This is a genomic window from Tateyamaria sp. LSS28, from assembly GCF_059611725.1.
The window spans coordinates 440792-460447 of sequence record NZ_JCAPFI010000001.1 but is presented as its reverse complement, the minus strand read 5'-3'; the positions used below and the strand labels follow the sequence as shown (position 1 = coordinate 460447).

18 protein-coding genes and 1 pseudogene are annotated in these 19656 nt (G+C 59.4%); 9 read left to right on the top strand and 10 right to left on the bottom strand.

From position 1 onward, the window contains the following. Entirely contained in the window at window positions 1-1365 is a 1365-nt protein-coding gene (locus tag AC53L6_RS02450) for a S41 family peptidase (protein ID WP_299209662.1), read from the top strand. Window positions 1366-1459: 94 nt separating this feature from the next. On the opposite strand, the gene AC53L6_RS02445 is transcribed toward AC53L6_RS02450, so the two are convergent. The 8 genes and pseudogenes from AC53L6_RS02445 to AC53L6_RS02410 form a co-directional block, all read right to left on the bottom strand. After that, window positions 1460-1939 carry a TrmO family methyltransferase domain-containing protein gene (locus AC53L6_RS02445; RefSeq protein WP_299745038.1) on the bottom strand — a complete coding sequence of 160 codons (480 nt, stop codon included), beginning with the start codon at window positions 1937-1939 and terminating at the stop codon, window positions 1460-1462. Continuing rightward, on the bottom strand, window positions 1932-2432 hold the full coding sequence (locus tag AC53L6_RS02440; protein WP_496906986.1) for an AraC family transcriptional regulator: 501 nt from the start codon (window positions 2430-2432) through the stop codon (window positions 1932-1934). The genes AC53L6_RS02445 and AC53L6_RS02440 overlap by 8 nt, the downstream gene beginning before the upstream one ends. An 84-nt stretch (window positions 2433-2516) precedes the next feature. Next, a pseudogene (locus AC53L6_RS02435) lies at window positions 2517-2864 on the bottom strand (helix-turn-helix domain-containing protein); the annotation flags it as partial. A gap of 46 nt (window positions 2865-2910) precedes the next feature. Continuing rightward, window positions 2911-3999, bottom strand: a complete 1089-nt coding sequence (locus tag AC53L6_RS02430; protein ID WP_496906670.1) for a mandelate racemase/muconate lactonizing enzyme family protein — start codon at window positions 3997-3999, stop codon at window positions 2911-2913. Continuing rightward, window positions 3992-4924 (bottom strand): 2-hydroxyacid dehydrogenase, encoded by a 933-nt coding sequence (locus AC53L6_RS02425; RefSeq protein ID WP_496906669.1) that lies wholly within the window; start codon window positions 4922-4924, stop codon window positions 3992-3994. Before AC53L6_RS02425 ends, AC53L6_RS02430 begins: the two co-directional genes overlap by 8 nt. After that, window positions 4917-5759, bottom strand: a complete 843-nt coding sequence (locus AC53L6_RS02420) for a fumarylacetoacetate hydrolase family protein (protein ID WP_299701338.1) — start codon at window positions 5757-5759, stop codon at window positions 4917-4919. The genes AC53L6_RS02425 and AC53L6_RS02420 overlap by 8 nt, the downstream gene beginning before the upstream one ends. A gap of 11 nt (window positions 5760-5770) precedes the next feature. Continuing rightward, window positions 5771-7570: an IlvD/Edd family dehydratase gene (locus AC53L6_RS02415; protein ID WP_496906668.1), complete on the bottom strand. Its 1800-nt coding sequence runs from the start codon at window positions 7568-7570 to the stop codon at window positions 5771-5773. Beyond that, window positions 7567-8313 (bottom strand): SDR family oxidoreductase, encoded by a 747-nt coding sequence (locus AC53L6_RS02410; protein WP_496906667.1) that lies wholly within the window; start codon window positions 8311-8313, stop codon window positions 7567-7569. Before AC53L6_RS02410 ends, AC53L6_RS02415 begins: the two co-directional genes overlap by 4 nt. Before the next feature lie 115 nt (window positions 8314-8428). Here AC53L6_RS02410 and AC53L6_RS02405 point away from each other — a divergent pair, with 115 nt between their 5' ends. Next, window positions 8429-9307 (top strand): NAD(P)-dependent oxidoreductase, encoded by an 879-nt coding sequence (locus AC53L6_RS02405; RefSeq protein ID WP_496906666.1) that lies wholly within the window; start codon window positions 8429-8431, stop codon window positions 9305-9307. After that, window positions 9304-10278 (top strand): D-erythronate dehydrogenase, encoded by a 975-nt coding sequence (denD, locus tag AC53L6_RS02400; protein WP_496906665.1) that lies wholly within the window; start codon window positions 9304-9306, stop codon window positions 10276-10278. Before AC53L6_RS02405 ends, denD begins: the two co-directional genes overlap by 4 nt. On the opposite strand, the gene AC53L6_RS02395 is transcribed toward denD, so the two are convergent. Both AC53L6_RS02395 and AC53L6_RS02390 read right to left on the bottom strand, forming a co-directional pair. After that, window positions 10275-11699 carry an FAD/NAD(P)-binding protein gene (locus tag AC53L6_RS02395; protein WP_496906664.1) on the bottom strand — a complete coding sequence of 475 codons (1425 nt, stop codon included), beginning with the start codon at window positions 11697-11699 and terminating at the stop codon, window positions 10275-10277. The genes denD and AC53L6_RS02395 overlap by 4 nt on opposite strands. A 102-nt stretch (window positions 11700-11801) precedes the next feature. After that, on the bottom strand, window positions 11802-12458 hold the full coding sequence (locus AC53L6_RS02390; RefSeq protein WP_496906663.1) for a GntR family transcriptional regulator: 657 nt from the start codon (window positions 12456-12458) through the stop codon (window positions 11802-11804). A 196-nt stretch (window positions 12459-12654) separates the two neighbouring features. Between AC53L6_RS02390 and AC53L6_RS02385 the strand changes: the two genes are divergently transcribed. The 6 genes from AC53L6_RS02385 (at window position 12655) to AC53L6_RS02360 (ending at window position 19656) form a co-directional block, all read left to right on the top strand. Continuing rightward, complete coding sequence (locus AC53L6_RS02385) at window positions 12655-13680, top strand: TRAP transporter substrate-binding protein (protein ID WP_299600077.1); 1026 nt, start codon at window positions 12655-12657, stop codon at window positions 13678-13680. A gap of 99 nt (window positions 13681-13779) precedes the next feature. Beyond that, window positions 13780-14670 (top strand): TRAP transporter small permease subunit, encoded by an 891-nt coding sequence (locus tag AC53L6_RS02380; RefSeq protein ID WP_299600075.1) that lies wholly within the window; start codon window positions 13780-13782, stop codon window positions 14668-14670. Between the two features lie 4 nt (window positions 14671-14674). Continuing rightward, the gene (locus tag AC53L6_RS02375; RefSeq protein WP_299209619.1) at window positions 14675-16297 is read left to right on the top strand and encodes a TRAP transporter large permease; all 1623 of its coding nucleotides are present in this window, start codon (window positions 14675-14677) and stop codon (window positions 16295-16297) included. Window positions 16298-16306: 9 nt separating this feature from the next. After that, on the top strand, window positions 16307-17251 hold the full coding sequence (locus tag AC53L6_RS02370; protein WP_496906662.1) for a phytanoyl-CoA dioxygenase family protein: 945 nt from the start codon (window positions 16307-16309) through the stop codon (window positions 17249-17251). A 9-nt stretch (window positions 17252-17260) separates the two neighbouring features. Beyond that, the gene (locus AC53L6_RS02365) at window positions 17261-18760 is read left to right on the top strand and encodes a UxaA family hydrolase (protein WP_496906661.1); all 1500 of its coding nucleotides are present in this window, start codon (window positions 17261-17263) and stop codon (window positions 18758-18760) included. Then, window positions 18760-19656 carry a phytanoyl-CoA dioxygenase family protein gene (locus tag AC53L6_RS02360; protein WP_496906660.1) on the top strand — a complete coding sequence of 299 codons (897 nt, stop codon included), beginning with the start codon at window positions 18760-18762 and terminating at the stop codon, window positions 19654-19656. The genes AC53L6_RS02365 and AC53L6_RS02360 overlap by 1 nt, the downstream gene beginning before the upstream one ends.

The following is a 19656-nucleotide window of genomic DNA, read 5'->3' as shown; positions in this document are numbered from 1 at the left end:
ATGAAGAAATTCGTGATGGCCGCCTTGGGCGGAACGATGGCAGGTGCAATCGCAACGACGCAGGTTGCAGGGCCACTCTTGGCGCAGGAAAGTGCTTCGAGTGCGACCGTATATGAACAACTGGATCTGTTCGGCGACATTTTCGAACGCATCCGGAACCAATATGTCGAGGATGTTGAGCCCGGTGAGCTGATCGAAGCGGCTATTGACGGCATGTTGACGTCGCTTGATCCGCACTCCAGCTATCTGTCGCCAGATGACGCGGCGCAGATGCAGGTGCAAACCCGAGGTGAGTTCGGCGGTCTGGGAATCGAAGTGACCCAGGAAGAGGGCTTCATCAAGGTTGTGTCGCCTATCGACAGCACGCCCGCCGCCGAAGCCGGGATCGAAGCGGGCGATTTCATCACCCATGTCGATGGAGAGTCGATGCTGGGCCTGACCCTGGACGCAGCCGTGGATCGCATGCGCGGCCCGGTCGGGTCCGAGATCATCATCACAGTTGTTCGTGAAGGTGAGAACGAACCATTTGATGTGTCGATCATTCGGGACACGATCGAGTTGCAGGCGGTGCGCAGCCGGACCCAAGGCGATACCGTTGTGTTGCGTGTGACCACCTTCAACGACAAGACCACGCCGAACCTCATGTCCAAGCTGGAAGAAGAGGTCGAAACCCTTGGCGGGATGAACAACGTCAACGGATTTGTCCTGGATTTGCGGAACAATCCCGGGGGGCTGTTGACCCAGGCTATTCGTGTTTCGGACGCGTTTCTGGAAAAAGGCGAGATCGTATCGACGCGTGGCCGTGATCCGGTAGACGGCGACCGATACAATGCAACGCCGGGTGATCTGGCGAAGGGCAAGCCGATTGTTGTGCTGATCAATGGCGGATCGGCCTCGGCGTCCGAGATTGTTGCGGGCGCATTGCAGGATCACCGCCGGGCTATCGTTGTTGGTACCAAGAGCTTTGGCAAAGGCTCGGTTCAGACGGTTATGCCACTGCGCGGCGATGGTGCCATGCGCTTGACCACGGCGCGGTATTACACGCCGTCAGGCCGGTCGATTCAAGCGCTGGGCGTAAGCCCTGATATCATTGTAGAGCAGCCCCGCCGCAGCCCCACGACCGAGGAAGAGGATGAACCGGCCAGTGCAGTCGGCCCCCGGACCGAGGGCGATCTGCGCGGCAGCCTCGACAACGACTCGTTGACTGACGATCAGGTGCGCCAGATCGAGGAAGATCGTGCAAAGGCCCAAGCAGCTGCTGATCTACGGGAAGAGGATTATCAGTTGGCTTATGCCATCGACATCCTGAAAGGTCTGAACGCGCTGGGTCCAGTCGAAGATGACCGCCAAGCAAGCTCCAAATGAGCAAAACGCACGGTGGATCAAGCCACCGTGCGTCACTCTTGCGGGCTTTTGCGTCGAGAAACGAGCCGACGTAAACGGATCGGAGTGCTGATCCTTAGGCTCTGAATTCCTTTTCCCAATCAAACGCCGCGGATGCCTCAAGCGAGTTGGGCCAATGGCTGAAATGGTCTGGGATATGGGCATTTTCCACACGATCCGAGGCTGGGAAGTATGGCTTGAGGTCCAGGACCGGCGTTCCTGGCAACATGTCGAAGTAGTGGGAAAACACGATCCCAGCATCCAGATCGACGGATGCAACTGAAAACACTGACAGACCTATCGGGTTGGGTCGGGCTTCCGACCGCGTTGCAAATACACCTAACTCCCCCGAGGTGGCGGTATAGGGTGACACGATGCTGTAGCGCGCGCGCTGCGCATCGCTGTCCGCTTCGTGTGCCCACCAAAGGGCTATGGCGTGGCTGAAAGGCTGCACCCCTTCCAGACCGCGTCTGACGTCAGGTATCAACCGCACGGCAAACTGCCCGTCGATCATCTCGCACTGCCCAATGGGGCTTAGAGTGTAGGTGTCATTCATCGTCATGCTCCGCATGTTTGTTTGCTAAGGGAAGACAGAGCGTGACGTTGAAGCCGGGCTGCTTGCTGGCACCGCGATACACCTCATAGGCGGGGCGATCCGCAGGTTCGTACCCGGATTGTGGCAACCAGTCGGAAAACAACCAATCCCAATAGTCCGAGATACGATGCATCTCGTTTTCCGGGACTTCTGTTTTCATACATGCGACACGTCCCCCGGCGAGGCTGCGAAGCCTGACTTGGCCTGTTGTCTTCGTGTCCTTGGCTACTTCGTAACAGGCATCCAGCCTCCATGTGCTCTGATCTGCCAATGCAGAGTCCGACCATGTAATACTGATAGCCTCGTCGGGCGCAGGCTGTTCAAGAGCCGACAGGTGCCATTTGCCCAAATCGGAATAAAGCTTGCTGATGCTTGCATGGCTGTAAGGACCGACCAGTCGGAGGCTTGCCAGTCTGCGTTCTGGCACAGTCTTGATTTCCACGTCGACGCTCATGCCGTCTGGATACATTGGTGCAGGTCGTGCGACTTTTCTCATCCTGCGCATTCTGAAATCAGGAGGACGATCACGCCGATACCGTGTCGGTGAGCAGTCATAAGCTTTCCGAAAGGCTTTGGAGAAATTTGCGCTGCTGGAAAATCCGCATGTCAGTGCGATGTCCGTGACCGACCTTTGCCGCCGATAGATCAGCGCGCTGGCGGCCATCTCTAATCGCAGACGGATGATACACTGTGCGACGGATTCTCCGGTCACGGCGCGGAACACGCGGTGAAAATGAAACTCTGAGAAGGCCGCCTGTTTGCAAAGTTCTTTGACTGTATGCGGATGTTCAGGACGGGCGCGGATCAGGTCCACGACCTGCTCTATGCGCCGGTGATAATCGGTGAGCGTTCGCTGCTTTTTCGGAGAGCCGCCTGTTTTATGCATTGTGACCCGTGAGTGTAAGCCATCCTGAAACTGTGGCACCAAGCCGTTATAGCGCCACCTCGTGTGGCGTCAGTTTATCCCAATCAAACGTGACACCGATTCCCGGCACGTTTGGTGCAACGGCGAGGTGATCTTTGATCACCAGCGGGCGGGTCGTGTAGCGGTCGATGGGGAAGCTGTGCACTTCCAGCCAGCCGCCATGGGGTTGGCTGGAGACCAGCGAAACGTGCAGTTCCTGCATGCCGTGGCTGCACACAGGGACGCCAGCGTCCTGTGCCATCTTGGCCACCTGAAGCCAGCCGGTGATGCCAAGGCAGTTTGATGCGTCGGGCTGGATGAAATCGACATGGGGCATGGCGCGGCGGAATTCGTGCATGGTATGCAGGTTTTCGCCTTGGGCTGTGGCCATGCCCGTGGCCGCGCGGATCGCAGCGAAGTCTTCGAAGAAGTCCGGCTCAATCGGTTCCTCGAACCACGTGATGTTTTGATCTTTGACCGCGTTGGTAAGGCTGATTGCCTGATCGGTGGTCATCGAATAGTTGGCGTCGATCATGAAGGTGATGTCGGGGCCGATCAGGTCGCGAACAGCCTTGATCCGTTCCACATCTTCGGCTTCGGTGGGTTGGCCGATCTTGATTTTGACCGCGTTGTGGCCGCGCGCAAGATAGCCCCGGATGCTGTCCAACAGTTTTGGCAGGTCAAAGCCGAGGTCGATACCGCCGGCATAGGCGCGGCACTGGTCCGATGCGCCGCCAGCGGCTTGCACCAGCGATTGCCCGGTGCCTTTCAGCCACGCGTCCCACAGCGCGATGTCCACGGCGGAGATGGCGAAGGACAGGATGCCGCCCCGCCCCACGTAGTGCAGATGTTCGTTCATGGCGTGGGTGAGCTGTTCCACGTTTTCTGCGTCTTGCTCGATCAGGAAGGGAGCCAGATCGTGTGTGATCATCGCTGCCGTCGCATGCCCGCCGCGCCCGCCGTTGTAGGTGTAGCCCGTGCCGGTGCGCCCGTCGTCCAGTGTGACCGTCGCTGTGATCAGGTGGAAGTGACTGTGATCGCCGTGCTTGGCGTCGACGAGGATTTCGTCGAGCGGCACGGCGAAGAGGCGGGCAGTGACGTCGGTGACCTTAGCCATTGAGATGCTTGGTTTCCGGCACGGGAGTGATCACCAGCCCGTTGTCGAGATGGCTGATGAGGTTGTCGACGACCAACGTGCCCATCGCGGCGCGCGTTTCATGCGTGGCGCTGCCCACGTGGGGCAGAAGGATGACGTTGGACATGGTCTTGAGCGCGTCGGGGATTTTGGGTTCTTCCTCGAATACGTCGAGGGCGGCGTATCCGAGCTTACCGGATTGGAGGGCGGCGACCATCGCGGCCTCGTCAATCACCGAGCCGCGCGAGACGTTGATGAGCGTCCCTTCGGGGCCGAGTGCTTCCATCACATCAGCGTTGACGATGTGATGCGTCGAGGGACCGCCAGGGGTGATGCAGATGATCACCTCGACCGCCTTTGCCATGTCCACGAGGTTGGCGTGGTAGGTGTAGGGCACGTCCTTTTCGCTGCGGGTGTGATAGTGGATGTCGGCATCGAACGCTTTGAGCTTGTCCGCGATGGCCTGGCCGATGCGGCCTAGGCCGAGGATGCCGACGCGCCGGTTGTCGGCGCTGCGTGATAGGGGTGCGTTGCCGTTTTTCTCCCAATTGCCGGAGCGGGCGTGCGCCTCGTCCGACAGGAAACTGCGGAAGCTGGTGAGCATGAGCATGATCGCCGTCGTTGCCACCTCGGCGTTCAGCACGTCGGGCGTGTGGGTGACAATGATGCCCCGTTCGACGCAAGCGTCGGTGTCTATCGCGTCGTAGCCCACGCCATAGCTTGCAGCGACCTTGGCGTTTGTGCACTTGGCAAGGATATCCGCAGGCACGCCGTCATGGCCGTTGGTGACGATATGGGTGATCGCCTCTGCCGGATAATCGCCGCTGGCCTGATGGATGGTGAACCGCTCGGACAGACGGTCACGCATGGTATCGGTGATGCCGCCGATTTGCAGAAGATCAGGCATCCTGTTTCACCTCTTGCCGTTGGGTGCCGAGGCCAGCGATGTCCAGTTCCATGACGTCGCCCACCTTAAGGTAGGTTTTCGGGTTCATCCCGTCGCCCACACCCGGAGGGGTGCCTGTGCTGATCACGTCGCCGGGGTGCAGGGTGAAGAGCTGGCTGAGGTGTTCAATGATCTCGGCCACGGAAAAGATCATGGTGGCGGTGTTGCCTGTCTGCATCCGCTGGCCGTTGACCGACAGGCTCATATCGAGCGCTTGCGGGTCTTCGATTTCGTCGCGAGTGACAAGATACGGACCTGTGGGGCCGAATGTGTCGCAGGATTTCCCCTTGGTCCATTGTCCCGTGAGGTTCTGCTGGAACTCGCGCTCTGACACGTCATTGATGATGCAGTAGCCTGCCACGTAGTCGAGCGCGTCGGCCTTTGAGACGTACTTGCAGGTCTTGCCGATCACCGCGCCCAGTTCGACTTCCCAATCCGTGCGCCGCGAGCCGCGCGGCATGACCACATCGTCATTGGGGCCAACGATGGCGGAGTTTGCCTTGAAGAACAGTATCGGATGCTCGGGGATGGGCAGACCCTGTTCGGCGGCGTGGTCGGAGTAATTGAGGCCGATGCAGAGGAACTTGCCGATATTGCCGACGCAGGGGCCGATGCGGGGATTGCCATCGACTGCGGGCAGCGTGGCCGGGTCTATGGCACGCAGTTTGTCGACCGTGGCGTCGTCCAGCGTGGCGCCGTGGATGTCATCGATGTGGCCGCTCAGGTCGCGGAGGGTGTCGCCGTCCATGAGGCCGGGCTTTTCGTGACCAGTGTCACCGTATCTTACGAGTTTCATGAACGGCCTTTCTAGTGATTGTCGCGCGGCATGTATTTGCGCGAGATGTCTTGGTACTCTGTGGCGCCACGCAGGGTCATGCCCTCGTCAAAGCGGCCCACGTAGTCGCGGAAGATCTCTTGCCAGGGGCTTTGGCTTTCAGGGACGGGGTAGCCGCCCGCTGCCATGATCGCTCCGGCGCGCGCCTTAAGCGTGGTGTCGTCCACCAGCATATCGGCGGTGCATTTCTTCAGATCGATCCGCACGCGGTCGCCGTTTTCGAGGAGGGCAAGGCCGCCGCCATCTGCTGCTTCGGGCGAGGCGTTGAGGATCGAGGGCGAGCCGGAGGTGCCGGATTGGCGGCCATCACCGACGCAGGGCAGCGCCTGGATACCTCTTTTGAGCAGGTAGGAGGGCGCGCGCATGTTCACGACCTCAGCCCCGCCGGGATATCCTTTGGGACCGGCGCCGCGCATGAAGAGGACGCAATGTTCGTCGATGTTTTCCGCCGGATCGTCGATGCGGTGGTGGAAGTCTTCAGGCCCGTCGAAGACCACGGCACGCCCTTCGAACGCTTCGGGGTCGTCGGGATTGGACAGGTAGCGGTTGCGGAATTCCTCGGAAATCACAGAGGTTTTCATGATCGCGCTGTCGAATAGGTTGCCCTTGAGGTTGATGAACCCGGCTTCCGCTTTCAGCGGGTCGGACACCGGCTTGATCACCTCGGTGTTTTCGCTGCGCAGGTGGGCGCAGTTTTCGCGCATTGTCTTGCCGTTGGCGGTGATGACATCGGGGTGAGGCAGCAGGTCTGCGGCGATCAGTTCTCCGATCACGGCGGGGACGCCGCCTGCATGCTGGTAGTCTTCGCCCAAGTATTCGCCTGCGGGCTGAAGGTTGACGAGCAGGGGTACATGGTGGCCGACTTGCTGCCAGTCGTCATTGTTCAACGGTACGTCGAGGTGCTTGGCCACGCCGTTCAGGTGGATGGGTGCGTTGGTTGACCCGCCGATCGCGGAGTTGATGACGATCGTGTTCTCGAACGCTTCGCGCGTCATGATGTCGGAGGGGCGCAGGTCTTCCCATACCATGTCGACGATGCGCTTGCCGGTCTCATAACTGATCTGGCTGCGTTCACGGTAGGGGGCCGGGATGGCGGCGGAGCCGGGGAGTTGCATGCCGAGCGCTTCGGCGAGCGAGTTCATGGTCGTGGCCGTGCCCATCGTGTTGCAGTAGCCGACCGAAGGGGCGGAGGAGGCGACGAGTTCCATAAACCCTTCGCCGTCAATCTCGCCCCGTGCCATCATCTCGCGCGCTTGCCAGACGATGGAGCCGGAGCCGGTGCGTTCACCGCGGAACCAGCCGTTGAGCATGGGGCCGACCGAAAGCGCCACGGCGGGGATGTTGACGGTGGCGGCGGCCATCAGGAGGGCCGGGGTGGTCTTGTCACAGCCGATGGTCAGGACAACGCCGTCGAGCGGGTAGCCGTAGAGGGTTTCGACGAGGCTCAGATAGGCGAGGTTGCGGTCGAGCATGGCCGTGGGGCGCTTGCCGGTTTCCTGGATCGGGTGAACTGGGATTTCGATGCAGGTGCCACCCGCGGCCACGATGCCGTCGCGGACACGCTTCGCCAACTCGATGTGGTGGCGGTTGCAGGGCGACAGGTCGCTGCCGGTTTGCGCGATGCCGATGATCGGCTTGCCGGATTGCAGCTCCTCCCGCGTCAGCCCGTAGTTCAGGTAGCGTTCGAGGTAGAGCGCGGTCATTTCCGGGTTGTCCGGGTTCATGAACCACTTGCGGGAACGCAGGTCTTCTATTCCGATTTTCTTGGTCATTGTCCTGACCAGCCTCCATCAATGATGTGGGTGTGTCCTGTTGTGAATGCGCTTTCGTCGCTGGCAAGGTAGACGACAAGCGCGGCGATTTCTTCGGCCTTGGCGACACGGCCCATGGGCTGGCGAGCAACGAATTGTTCCATGGCCTTGTCGTAGCTGCCAAGCTGTTCGCCCAGTGCCTTGACCCTGTCGTGCCAGCTGGGGCTTTCGACGGTGCCGGGGCAGATGCAGTTACAGCGGATGCCTTGTGTGATGTAGTCCACGGCGACGGATTTGGTGAGACCGACGACGGCGGCCTTGGTCGTGCCGTAGATGAAGCGATTGGGCGCGCCGATGATGGACCCGAGGGCCGATGACATGTTGATGATCGAGCCGTTGCCGCGCTCCAGCATCCCCGGCAAGGCGGCGCGGATGGTGTGGTACATGGACCGAACATTCAGATCGAAGGCAAAATCCCATTCATCATCCGTGCTGTCCATGATCGTGCCGTGATGTACGAAACCCGCGCAGTTGAACAGGATGTCGGGTTGGGCCTTGGCCACCCCGTCCTGAATGCTTGCTGCATCACGCGCATTGAGAGGGAAAGCATCGATGTTTGCGTGGTCAAATGTGCTTAAAGCGTCGGCGTTGATATCGGTGGCAAAGACCTTTGCCCCCTCTTCCGCCATTGCCAATGCGCTGGCGCGGCCAATGCCCTGGCCTGCTGCAGTCACAAGTGCGCGCTTTCCGTCGAGACGGCCCATGCACTCCCCCCTTATCCGATCAGGTGTTGCGCAGCCCGAAGGTCTGCGTTTTGGTGTTAGCGTAGGACAAGCTGTGGGAGTTGACCAGACGTCACGGCAAAATCGGAGGATTGTCATGGCGTTCGAGAATGTAGCCTTGTTGGGCACGGGGTTGATGGGCTTTCCCATGGCACGGAACCTGGCGCGGGCTGGGGTGCCGGTCACCGTGTGGAACCGGACGCAGGTGAAGGCGGAGCCGCTCGCGGATGAGGGTGCAGCGGTGGCAGCCAGCACGAATGCCGCAGTGACTGGGGCGGATGTCGTTATTTCGATGATGAGCGATGGTCCCACGGTGCTGTCTGTCATTGCCGAGGTATCGCCCAGCCTGTCCAGGGGCGCGTTGTGGATCGACATGTCATCGACCAAACCGGCAGAGGCACGCGAGGCCCGTGCGCTGCTGTCAAAGGTGGGTGTCGGATTTCTGGATGCGCCGGTTTCCGGCGGAACCAAGGGGGCCGAGGCGGCGTCCCTTGCCATCATGGTTGGTGGTGAAGCTGCCGACTTCAATCGTGCGCGCCCGATCTTTGAAGAGATGGGTCGGCCTGTGCATGTCGGTCCCACCGGATCTGGGCAATTGTCGAAGCTCTGCAATCAGGCGATTGTCGCAGTGACCATCGGTGCTGTGGCTGAAGCGATGCTGCTGGCCGAGGAGGGGGGCGCGGACCCTGCCGCGCTGCGCGCCGCGTTGAAAGGTGGCTTTGCTGACAGCACCATTCTGCAGCAGCATGGGGAACGCATGACCACTGGTAACTTCGAGCCCGGAGGACTGTCGAAGTTTCAACTGAAAGATCTGGACAACGTATTGGTCGAGGCATCGGCTGCTGGTGTGACCCTGCCCATGGTGCAGGACGTGCGGGATCGGTTCGCCCATTTTGTTGATCATATGAATGGTGCGGACCGGGATCACTCAGGTTTGTATCTTGAACTGAAGGCACGGCAGGGGGATCGCGCATGAAACGCATACTGATTCTTGGCGGCGGCGGCATGGTCGGTCAGAAGTTGGCAAAGAGGCTTGAAACGCAAGGGCTGACCGGTTTTGGCGATTTCAGCGTTACTTTGCACGATTTGGGATTTGCCAAAGACGCTGTGGGTGACGACCAGCGCGTCGGTAACCTGTCGGTTCTGGCAGAGGGGGCGGCTCTGGCAGCGGAGCGGTTCGACGTGATCTTTTTCCTCGCTTCCATTGTGTCGGGTGAAGCGGAGACGAATTTTGATCTAGGCTGGCAAACGAACCTTTGGCCGATGTGGCATTTCCTTGAGGCGCTACGGGCACAGCACCGGGCTACGGGCGGCGCTTATGTGCCTCGGGTGATCTTCACCTCATCGATTGCTGTCTTTGGCGGACCGTACCCGGACAAGATCGAGGACGAGTTCCTGACTTCGCCCCAGACCAGCTATGGCGCGCAGAAGGCTGCGTGCGAGCTGTTGGTCCAAGACTTTTCTCGCAAGGGTTTCATTGACGGCATGTCGCTGCGGCTGCCCACGATCTGTGTACGACCCGGCAAGGCGAACCTGGCCGCATCGTCGTTCTTTTCGGGTATCATCCGCGAGCCGCTGAACGGGTTGGAAGCCGTCCTGCCCGTGGACGACACTGTGCGCCACTGGCATGCGTCACCGCGGTCGGCGGCCGGGTTTCTGGCCCATGCTGCCGTTCTGGACACGGATCGGCTTGAAGGGCGGCGGGCGCTGAACTTGCCGGGGCTCAGTTGCACCGTGGCGGAACAGATCGAGGCGCTGCGTGAGGTCGCTGGCAACAACGTTGTGGCGCTGATCAAACCGCAGCGTGACGAGGCTGTGGCAAACATCGTCGAAGGCTGGCCGCGCAACTTCGCGCCGGAACGAGCGACGGCATTGGGCTTCGAGGCAGAGAAAACGTTCCGCGAGATCATCGATGTTTACATTGAGGACGAGTTGGGTGGCCGTTAACCCGCCCGTGCGGCATAGGTGCGGAGCATGTGGGCGTCGTAAAGCGGCATTGCCATGACCTCGTCTCCAATGACCGTTGTGGCGGGGGAGAGGTAACGTACGCCGGATGCTCCGGTTTTGCATTGCGGACCTACAGTCAGGCCCTTTGAGACTGGACAGATGCCGATCAGGCCCTGAGTGAGCATGTTCTCGGTCAATGGGTCGTAGTGAGAGGTTGGTCCGGCACCCGCACAGTTTATGACAAATCCGGTGTTGTGAACCGTCTCGCCTCCGTCAGCGTCAACGATCCGTACTTTGGCCCCATCTGGCCCATGCTCAATGGCTTTGACTGCGCCTTTAATCATCCGTGCACTGCCCTCTTCAACCAGCCTGTGCATGTCCATGATCGTGTCTCGCGTGCCGCCTCGCAACCAGAAGCGCAGCTGCGCCGGGACGCGTCGGGCCTGATCTGCATCATCGATGTAGTTGGTGAGCGGGTTCGCCAGAAAATGCGCGCGAAAGCCCGCCCGGATCTCGCGCATTTCGTCTCCGGCCTTTTGGGCCAAATCAATCTCGCGCTGGACTTCGGCCAGGAAAGTTTTAGCCGTGTCATGCCCGGATGACAGATTGGGGCGGGTCAGTTTGCGGGGTAGGCGCGGAACAAGTGCAGCGGGGATTTCGCCATCTGGGGCGCAGGCAATAAAGCGCAACTGTTCCTCTGGGATCAGGCTTTGGCACAGGCGCAGCACATCAAGCATCGCCGCATTTCCACCGATGCAGAAAACCTCGGCTCCACGTTTGATGTGTTCCGCGATCTCTTCCTCGTTTCCAAAGACGCTTGGGACGGCAAATGCGCCGTCATCGCCTTCGAGACGCAGGGTGGACGGACCGCCGGGTGCAACGTCCACGGCTCGGGCTGTGATTGTGTGACCGGCTTCGGTCTGGATAGTCGTGCCATTTGATCCGCTTTGCAGGGTGAGGGCACAATCGTCGATCAAGGTCACGTGTACACCCCGATCCCTTTGGCGCGCCAAAGCCTCTTTGGCTTGCTGTTCCATGAAGTCGCCGTAGAATTCGCGGGGTGCATTTACGCCATAGACGTCCCCTGCGTTTACCAGCGGCTGCGCTGCCCGCATCCAGTTCGGCGCGCGTCCGGTCATCGTGTCGGCCACCATGTCCCAGCGGTCGGACAGCCAGCGGGCAAAGGCAGGATCGATGTCATCCGCCGGCGAGTTGAGCAAATAGGCGTATCGCCACGGTATGTCTTCTCTACCCTTTGCATATGCGGCACCTCGGCCCAATTGGGATGCGCTTCGCCCCAACACGACGAGGTGATCACCGGCGGCAAGGCGGCACTGCTCTACGAAAGCGAGCGCAGTGATGCCATCTCCCACGACAAGGTGGGTCGCCTTGTTTGGCGTTTTGGCGTGTGGGTCGCGCATTTTTGCTACTGCCTGAATCGGGTTTGGAGTGGCATAGGGTGTTAGGCGGCGGACGGGCGAAGGTCAACGCGACCTGAGTGCAGGCCGTGGATCGCCGTTGTGTCAGGCCGGTTCGATCTGGTCCGCATCCATCAGGTGTCTCGCCAGATGATCGTGAATCTTCTGCCGGGTCAGATCTTCGTCCCCGGCCATCGCAGCATCCAGAATATGCTGATGGTGCATGATGTTGTTCGAGATGAAATTGAAGTCGCGGTCCTCCACCATCAATTGCTGGCGGAACCGGCAATACACACGGTGATGGGTATCGATTAGGGTCTGCGATCCGCAGGCCGAAATGAGGGTTTCATGGAACTGTGCCTCGGCCCCGAACCAAAGGTCGACAAAAGGTGATCGGTCGGTCGCGGTGTTCAGCCGCATTTCAAGGTGGCTGAGCTGGTGATGGGCAGCAGTCAACCGGGCCTCCCACGCAACGCCGCCGCGCCGGATCGACATCACCGTACCTTCGGCCTCAAGCAGCACACGGAGATGCGTCAATTCGTGAATCACCTCACGTGACTTTTTCGGAACGCGAAAGCCGCGTTGTTCCTGGAACTCAACCAAACCGAGAGTCGATAGTCTGAACAACACCTCTCGAATCGTGCTTGCAGAACAGCCGAACTCTTGACGCAAGTGTTCAGCCCGCACCTTTTTTCCATGCTCAAAAGCGTTTGTCATAAGGCGGTAGCGCAGCGTTTCGAAGATGTCGGTATCGTAGGGCATGGGTCGTATGAACTCGTGATATATCTCTTCGATAAATCACGAAATCACGAAATTCCATAAAAATCTCAAAAATATCTCTAATTTCATTTTTTTGTTGTCCGACAGGGGCAACTGCGCATAGCCTTCCCTTACGACACAAAAAGGTGGGCGTTCGAACCTGCCAAGTGCGCACACATAAAATGTCAGGGAGGATGACATGACATTTCTGAAGAGGGCGGCTTCGGTCGCTGCTGTTGCTGCTCTTGCGGCCACCACGGCGCTTACGGCGTCGGCAGAAACAACGAAGCTACGGATTCAAACGCACTATGCCCCCGAGACTGTCTCGGGCAAGCTCGCTGCGCAATACATCGAAGACATCCAGACGATGTCGGGTGGCGAGATCGAAGTCGAGATGTTCTACAGCTCGTCCGTCGTGAAGTCGGTCGAAACCTTCGACGCGGCCTCCACGGGCATCCTGGACTGCGACATGACCGGTGGTGGCTACCAGACCGGCAAGAACTCCGCCTTCCAGTTCGTGGGCGACATCATGGGCGGCTATGAAACCCCCTATCAGCAGCTGAGCTGGCTGTATTTCGGCGGTGGCAAGGAAGCTGCGGCGCCGCTGTACAACAAGTACGGCATGGAGCTGATCGGCTGGTGGGTTTACGGTCAGGAATCCTTTGCGTCCTCGAAGCCGATCGAGAAGGTCGCCGACTTCAAGGACTGGAAATTCCGTTCGCCTCCCGGCATGGAAACCAAGATCTTTGAAAAGCTGGGCGCGTCGCCCATCGTGATGGACTTCACCGAGATCTTTACGGCTCTGGAAACTGGTATCATCGACGGTGCGGACGCATCGGGTCTGGCCAACAACGTGGGCTTGGGTCTGTATGACATCGTTAAATATGCCAACTTCCCCGGCTTCCACTCAATGCCGTCCGACCACCTTGCGTGCAACAAGGCGGTTTTTGACGCGATGCCTGAATCGCATCAGCGCATCATGAAGGTGGCCATGGAAGCCCTCGCTCTGCGCACCGCACTGACCTTCGAGAAGAAGAACGCCGAAGCTGCAGCCCAGCTGCGGGAGCAAGGCGTGACGCTGAGCCAGTGGGCGCCCGAAGAGTTGGCCAAGTTCCGTGCCGCAGCACAGGCCACATGGCCTGAGTTCGCAGACACGCCTGAAGCCAAGGCGCTGGTCGACGCACACCTGACCTATCTCGGTCAATTGGGCCTCGTCTCCGAGTAAGCGATCCTTTGGGGTCCCGCTAAGCGGGGCCCCAAGTCACCCGCCGCAAATCAAGGCAAGATGCGCGCGGGTTTTTTCATACCATAGGGGGACTTTGCGATGCAGGTGCGCTCCGGCACTCCGATAGAGTGGCTTGTGCCATTGGCATTCATCTTTTGCGCGGGCTGGGTGGTCTGGCACATGCCAGCCTTCACGCTCGACTTCTATCCCCCAACCGACGAATCCCAGTTCGACAAGTTATCGGCTCTGTTCAAACGCAATGATGTCACCCCCAATATGGGCGGGCTGTTCGGCGGCTTTGCTGACATCGTGGACTGGCTTGCTGCCATAGGTGTTGTTGCCTTCGGGTATCTCGGTATCCGAACTGTGCAGCGTGCAGGCATGGAATTTGAAAGTTGGCGTGCTGCGGACCGTTTGGCCGTCTTCATCGGGCGTGTCACCATGATGTTGATCGTGCTTCTGACCAGCGTGATGCTGTACGAGGTGATCCTCCGCTATGTGTTTGAGGCGCCAACGCTTTGGGCGAATGAACTCAGCCTGTGGCTTGCGGGCTTTGTGTTCCTGTGCGCCGGGCTCTATGCCATGCAACAGCGCAGCCACATCCGCATTGTTCTTTTGTACGACGCGGTTCCGCGTTCGGTGCAGCGGATATTCGACACCATCTCGACCGTACTCATCGTCGTCTTCGCCTTCTTCCTGATCTACGGCGGCTATGGCGAGGCATTCGACAAGTTCTACCGTTGGGAGACTTTCGGCACGGCATTTGATCCACCCATTCCTGCCACGATGAAGCCCATGGTGCTGTTTGTCGTCGGCATGGTGGCCATTCAGGCCGTCATCAACCTGATCTCTGATTGGAATGCCGAGGAAGTGCATTACGGGGGCGAAGACCTCGATGAAGAAGAGATTGAGCGCATCAAGGCGCAAGTGGCAAACGAAGGGGTCGGCGACCTCGACGTGACCGGCCAACACGTGTCGACAAAGGACTAAGCCCATGGATATCGGTACTATTTCGCTTGTCCTGATGCTGGGGCTGATCCTTCTCCTTGCTATCGGGATGCCCCTTGGTCTGGCCTCTGCCATCCTCGCGGTTGCTGTGCTGGTCATGAAATTCGAGCCGGAGTTGCTGCTGGCCCCATGGACCTTTGGTGATGGCATTCTGACCGGGCGACCGGGGGCAGGGCCACTCAATATCCTGGCCCAGCGAATATACGGGCTCTTAACGGATTACGTTCTCATATCCATTCCGCTCTTCATCTTTATGGCGGCATTGCTGGAACGCTCCGGCATCGCGAAAGAGATGTATTCGTCCCTAAACATCTGGCTGAACCGGACCCGGGGCGGCATTGCCATCGTGACATCCATCATGGCTGTGATCATGGCCGCTATGTCCGGTATCATCGGGGGTGAGGTGGTCCTTCTGGGTCTGATCGCGTTGCCGCAGATGCTGCGGCTTGGCTACAACCAGAATCTGGCAATCGGCGTGATCTGCGCCTCCGGCTCGCTTGGCACCATGATCCCGCCATCGATCGTGCTGATCATCTACGGCCTAATTACCGAAACCTCGATCAAGGCGCTGTTCACAGCGTCCTTCATCCCCGGGTTTATGCTGGCGTCGTTCATCATCATCTACATCATCATCCGCACGCAACTACGGCCCCAGGATGCACCACTGCCCGACCCAGTCGAAGGTGAGCCGCAGGGGCGCGAGAAGACGGCGCTGTTCCTCGCCTTCCTGAACGTAGTTGTCGGCGGGTTTTCGGCAGCCCTGTTCCTGCGCGCCAGCTTCTTCGAATTCTCGGGCTCGAATGCGGCCAATACGGGCGCAGCAGCGTTCTGGGGCACGGCAGAATACATCGGTATCTTTGGCAGCATGCTGGCGGCGAGCGTGGTTTTGGCCATGTTCGTATTTGGCCGGACCCGCACCGCGCTGGGCTGGTCGATGGGCAAGGGTCTTGTCCCGCCCATCGTTGTGATCGGGGTTGTCATGGGGTCGATCTATGGCGGTATCACAGGCATCACCGAGGCTGCAGGCATGGGTGCCATGGCCGTGTTCGTGATCGCCCTGCTGCGCGGAGAAGCATCGTTTGACCTGGTGTGGGAGTCCCTGATGCGGACCCTCAAATCGACCGGCACGATCATCTGGGTGACGATTGGTGCTACGGCCTTGGCCGGAGCCTACACCATTGCTGGTGGTCCGACTTACGTGGCCGACTTCATCGTCGGGTCCGAACTGCCCACCATGTTGGTCATCCTGATGATGATGGTGATCTTGCTGTTTATGGGTGCGTTCATGGACTGGGTGGGGATCGTGCTGCTGATCATCCCGGTGTTCCTGCCGATCGTGCTGAAGCTGCCGATTGATGAGATTGGCCTGTTCGGTGAACTGAACCCGCGCCATGTGGCGATCTGGTTTGGTGTGGTATTCTGTATGAACATGCAGGTGTCGTTCCTGTCACCACCCTTTGGTCCGGCGGCTTTCTACCTGAAATCTGTGGCGCCACCGCACATCAAACTGACCGATATCTTCAAAGGCTTCCTGCCCTTTATCGGTATCCAGTTGATTGCCCTGTCGGTGCTGTTGATCTGGCCGCCCATCATCTCGATCCTACTTTAGGAGGGCACCATGCTGACCGCGAGCCAAGTCGCGCAGTTCCAGACCCAAGGTTACCTTGTGGTAGAGGATGTCATCCCTGCGCCGCTGATCTCGGCAGTGCGGGTGGAATACGCGACGCTGATGGATCAGCTTTATGCCCGGTGGGAAGGGGAGGGGCATGTGCCCGGCGGCGAGGGTTTGAGCTTCTGGGAGAAACTAAGCGCGTCCTATGCCGTCGGGTGCGATTGGTTTCAGCCAATGGATATCAGCCTGCCGGGCGGAGAAATCGAGGCCGATTGCCCCATGCATTTCGGCCCGGCAATCTTTGATCTTGTTGTCGAGGATCGGCTGTTGGACGTGATTGAGCATTTGATCGGGCCCGAGATCACCTCGAATCCAATCCAGCATGTGCGGATCAAACCGCCGAGCCCGCAATTGGCAGAGGGCGAGGCGCGCGCGCATATCACTAGCACTGACTGGCATCAGGATCGTGGCGTCGGTCACGAAGAGGCTGATGCGACCGATATGGTCACGGCCTGGGTGGCGATTACGGATGCGACCGTCGAAAATGGGTGTCTGCAGGTGCTGCCCGGTATTGATGACGGTCTTCTGCCACATTGCCCACAGGTTCAAACTGCAATTGCGCCCAAACATCTCGACACCTCGGATGCTGTGCCGCTACCAGTCAAATCTGGTGGTGCCGTCTTGTTTCATCCTTTGGTGCCTCATGCATCACTGCCAAACCGGTCTCAGGGATTTCGCTGGTCCTTTGATCTGCGTTACAACGTGACGGGGCAGCCCACCGGGCGCGATCACTTTCCAAGCTTTGTTGCCCGCAGTCGCATGGCGCCCGAAACAGCATTGCGGGATTGGCGCGGCTGGCGTGATATGTGGTTTAATACCCGCAGCAGGCTTGCCCATCAGCCTCACATTCCGATCCACCGTTGGGCGTCCGACGCCCCATTCTGTGCCTGAGAGAGGCCCATGGATTTTGTTCGTCTAGATATAAGCGACACGGTCGTTACCGCCACGCGCACGTTGGAGATCGGTGTCGACGTAGGAGGCGTGCCAACCCGGGCATTGATTCCGTCGGGCCACAAGATCGCGGTCCGGGCCATGTCCAAGGGCGACGTTATCCGTAAATACGCACAGGTGATCGGCTACGCCGCCGTGGACATTGCCGCTGGGGACCACGTGCACACCCACAATGTCGAGTTTCGGGGCACGGATGTGGCCTATGATTTTGCTTCAAACCTGCGCCCTGCGGCCCCAGCCTCTGGCGATACATTCATGGGGTATCGTCGGGAGAACGGGCAGGTTGGTACGCGGAACTACATTGCGATCGTCACATCCGTGAACTGTTCTGCCACGGCCGCACGGATGATCGCAGCTCATTTCACGCCTGAGCTGCTGGCGGACTATCCGAACGTGGATGGAGTGGTCGCCTTTGTGCACGGGACGGGTTGTGGCATGGCCGACAATGGCGACGGGTTCGAGGCGCTGCAGCGCGTCATGTGGGGCTATGCCCGTCACCCGAACCATGCAGGGGTGCTGATGGTTGGCTTGGGCTGCGAGATGAACCAGATTGACTGGCTGCTCGACGCCTATGGCTTAAAACAGGGGCCGTTGTTCCAAGCGATGAATATCCAATCTGTCGCCGGACTTAGAAAGACGGTCGACAAAGGGATCGAGAAGGTGGCGGCCATGTTGCCACTGGCAAATCAGGCAGTGCGGGAACCGTGTCCGGCATCCGAGTTGAAAGTGGCCTTGCAATGCGGCGGGTCGGATGCGTGGTCGGGGATTACCGCGAACCCTGCACTTGGATATGCCACCGATCTGCTGGTGGCACAGGGTGGGACGGGTGTGCTGGCCGAGACGCCGGAGATCTACGGCGCAGAGCATCTGCTGACCGCCCGCGCCATCGATCAGGCGACGGGTGAGCGTCTGATCGATCTGATCCGCTGGTGGGAGGATTATACCGCCCGTAACAAGGGATCGATGGACAACAACCCAAGTCCCGGCAACAAGGCCGGTGGCCTGACCACGATCTTGGAGAAGTCGTTGGGCGCTGCTGCCAAGGGCGGGACCACGCCGCTGACGGGTGTCTACAAATACGCCGATAGCGTGCGGGCGCGTGGCTTCACCTTCATGGATTCGCCTGGCTATGACCCGGCGAGTGTGACGGGGCAGATCGCCGGGGGCTGCAACCTTGTGTGCTTTACCACCGGGCGGGGGTCGGCCTTTGGCTCGAAGCCCGCACCGACGATCAAAGTGGCGACCAATACGGAAATGTATGGCCGCATGATCGAGGATATGGATGTGAACGCCGGTGCGATGCTTTCGGAGGGTGTGAGCCTCGAAGAGAAGGGCCGCGAGATTTACGAGCTGTTCCTGAGGGTCGCCAGCGGAGAGATGTCGAAATCTGAAGCACAGGGCCTTGGTGACTACGAATTCGTGCCGTGGCAGATCGGGGCTGTGATGTGATGGAGTGTCTGACCGCAGATCAGAAAGCACAGTATGATGAGCAGGGCTATCTGCTGGTTGCAAACCAGATCCCCGACGACTGGCTGACCAAGATCCGAGACGAGATTGCGCGGTTCGAGGTTGAGGCCGCAACCATGACCGAGAGCAATGACCGGCTTGATCTGGAGGACAGTCACTCTGCCGATGATCCGCGTCTGCGGCGGATCAAGCTGCCGCATACGATTTCGGACGTGGTGCGGGAGTTGATGTATTCCGACCATGTGCTGGCCCCGGCCCGCGATCTGATTGGGCCGAACCTGCGGCTGCACACCACTAAATTGAACATGAAATCGGCCGGTTATGGGGCGGCGGTCGAATGGCATCAGGACTATGCGTTCTATCCGCATACTAATGACGACATTCTCGCCATTGGCATCTGTATTGACGATATGGCCGAGGAAAATGGCCCGCTGATGGTATTCCCGGGCTCGCATAAGGGGCCGGTCTACGATCATCACGTGGATGGGGTCTTTGCCGGTGCGATGCTGCCAGAGCAAAACGGGTTGAATATGGCGGACGCGGTGCCGCTGACCGGCCCGGCGGGGTCAATCAGCATTCATCACGGGCGGATCGTGCATGGCTCTGCCCTGAACACCTCGGACCGGGCGCGGCGCATCTTGTTCTACGAGATGATGGCTGCGGATGCCTTTCCGATCATGGGCAGCATGACCAAGTGGGACGGGATCGAAGACTACAACACTCGGATGCTGTGTGGTGAGCCAACGCTGACCCCGCGGCTGAAAGACATCCCGATCCGCATCCCGCAGCCACAGCCCGATGTGCCGATTTCCATCTATGAAATTCAGAAGGGGCTGAAGACGCGCGCCTTCGATACCATTCCCGCGAAGGAGAGTTGA

Bases quoted from the DNA above. Each gene is read 5' to 3' on its own strand.
- AC53L6_RS02450 (WP_299209662.1), top strand. From the start codon at position 1: ATGAAGAAATTCGTGATGGCCGCCTTGGGCGGAACGATGGCAGGTGCA.
- AC53L6_RS02445 (WP_299745038.1), bottom strand. From the start codon at position 1,939: ATGAATGACACCTACACTCTAAGCCCCATTGGGCAGTGCGAGATGATC.
- AC53L6_RS02440 (WP_496906986.1), bottom strand. From the start codon at position 2,432: ATGAGCGTCGACGTGGAAATCAAGACTGTGCCAGAACGCAGACTGGCA.
- AC53L6_RS02430 (WP_496906670.1), bottom strand. From the start codon at position 3,999: ATGGCTAAGGTCACCGACGTCACTGCCCGCCTCTTCGCCGTGCCGCTC.
- AC53L6_RS02425 (WP_496906669.1), bottom strand. From the start codon at position 4,924: ATGCCTGATCTTCTGCAAATCGGCGGCATCACCGATACCATGCGTGAC.
- AC53L6_RS02420 (WP_299701338.1), bottom strand. From the start codon at position 5,759: ATGAAACTCGTAAGATACGGTGACACTGGTCACGAAAAGCCCGGCCTC.
- AC53L6_RS02415 (WP_496906668.1), bottom strand. From the start codon at position 7,570: ATGACCAAGAAAATCGGAATAGAAGACCTGCGTTCCCGCAAGTGGTTC.
- AC53L6_RS02410 (WP_496906667.1), bottom strand. From the start codon at position 8,313: ATGGGCCGTCTCGACGGAAAGCGCGCACTTGTGACTGCAGCAGGCCAG.
- AC53L6_RS02405 (WP_496906666.1), top strand. From the start codon at position 8,429: ATGGCGTTCGAGAATGTAGCCTTGTTGGGCACGGGGTTGATGGGCTTT.
- denD (WP_496906665.1), top strand. From the start codon at position 9,304: ATGAAACGCATACTGATTCTTGGCGGCGGCGGCATGGTCGGTCAGAAG.
- AC53L6_RS02395 (WP_496906664.1), bottom strand. From the start codon at position 11,699: ATGCGCGACCCACACGCCAAAACGCCAAACAAGGCGACCCACCTTGTC.
- AC53L6_RS02390 (WP_496906663.1), bottom strand. From the start codon at position 12,458: ATGCCCTACGATACCGACATCTTCGAAACGCTGCGCTACCGCCTTATG.
- AC53L6_RS02385 (WP_299600077.1), top strand. From the start codon at position 12,655: ATGACATTTCTGAAGAGGGCGGCTTCGGTCGCTGCTGTTGCTGCTCTT.
- AC53L6_RS02380 (WP_299600075.1), top strand. From the start codon at position 13,780: ATGCAGGTGCGCTCCGGCACTCCGATAGAGTGGCTTGTGCCATTGGCA.
- AC53L6_RS02375 (WP_299209619.1), top strand. From the start codon at position 14,675: ATGGATATCGGTACTATTTCGCTTGTCCTGATGCTGGGGCTGATCCTT.
- AC53L6_RS02370 (WP_496906662.1), top strand. From the start codon at position 16,307: ATGCTGACCGCGAGCCAAGTCGCGCAGTTCCAGACCCAAGGTTACCTT.
- AC53L6_RS02365 (WP_496906661.1), top strand. From the start codon at position 17,261: ATGGATTTTGTTCGTCTAGATATAAGCGACACGGTCGTTACCGCCACG.
- AC53L6_RS02360 (WP_496906660.1), top strand. From the start codon at position 18,760: ATGGAGTGTCTGACCGCAGATCAGAAAGCACAGTATGATGAGCAGGGC.